General features: G+C 34.9%; 1 protein-coding gene. It reads left to right on the top strand.

The features are described 5' to 3' along the window. Nucleotides 1-145: 145 nt before the first annotated feature. Nucleotides 146-958, top strand: a complete 813-nt coding sequence (locus GMD3S_RS0210110) for a replication initiation protein (RefSeq protein WP_000254441.1) — start codon at nt 146-148, stop codon at nt 956-958. Nucleotides 959-1165 lie beyond the last annotated feature (207 nt).

The following is a 1165-nucleotide window of genomic DNA, read 5'->3' as shown; positions in this document are numbered from 1 at the left end:
TTTGTACCCCATTATTGACTATTTTGTACCCCATTATTGACTATTTTGTACCCCATTATTGACTATTTTGTACCCCATTATTGACTATAAAATTAAAAATTGATAGAATATAGCATAATAGGAAACATAGTAAAAGGTAAACAAGATGGTATCAAATAGAAAATCCAGTAAAATCTATGAAGAACTAGCTTCTCGTCAAAATTATTTAGTTGTCCAGGCGAATGACTTGGCCAAAGCTTTTGGTAATTTAAAAGCTTTTGAACACAAGGTTTTAGACTACTGTTTTTCATCTGTAACGAAAGATAGTAGAGTCGGTGATGTCTTTACGGTTCATAGCCTTGACATTATGAAGCACTTTGGATTAACTAAAAACGGTCAGAATTATAGACGGATTGCAGAAGCTTTTTCGAGACTTAACGAGAATACAGCCCTATATATCCCTGAAACATTGCCTGACGGTAGACGTTCAATAATCATGACTCAACTTTTCAGCAGAATAAGATTTATCGAGGATGGCCTTGTAGAGTTCAAATTCTCTGAAGATGCTGGACCTTTAGTTTTTGAGTTGAAAAGAAACTACTACTCTTTCCATTTGGATGAGTTAGGAAATGTGAAATCAAAGTATTCTTTGATCTTGATGAAACTTTGGGAAGCATATCGCTTAGGAAATCGAGAATATACAACCATTAAGGGAAGTTTAGAGGAGTGGCAAGATTGGTTCTTGGGTGAAGAGAAGTCATGGCCTGCAGGTTTGTTTAAGAGGAACGCTCTAATGGTGGCATGCGAAGAATTAGAAATGAAATTCAACGCTGATATAGATTTAACAACTGTAAAAAAAGGACGAAAAGTTATCGGGTATGAGATGGTAATTAGGGATAGACGGATGCCAACCACTGCAGATGTAATCATAGAGGCAGAGAAAGCATCACATCAGACAGACATCTATGATTTTTTGTAATTTGAACTTATATTAAAAATTGAGGCTTGCGTATGCAGCCTTTTTTCTTTGAGAAAGATAGAGATTGAAAAAGAGTTCGTTAACTCATTGGTGCTACTAGCTTTATAGCAATATTGCGCTGAGGTGGTTAATTATTTTCTAGGATGAGAAACATATTTTGTAAAAAATGTTGTTGTAACTCCTTGATATTGCTTGATTTACAACGAA

The sequence above is a fragment of the Streptococcus sp. GMD3S genome (assembly GCF_000298695.2).
In the GTDB taxonomy this organism is placed as follows: Bacteria; Bacillota; Bacilli; order Lactobacillales; family Streptococcaceae; genus Streptococcus.
The sequence above is the reverse complement of the archived record's forward strand: the minus strand, read 5'-3'. Positions and strand labels throughout refer to the sequence as shown.

Bases quoted from the DNA above. Each gene is read 5' to 3' on its own strand.
- GMD3S_RS0210110 (WP_000254441.1), top strand. From the start codon at position 146: ATGGTATCAAATAGAAAATCCAGTAAAATCTATGAAGAACTAGCTTCT.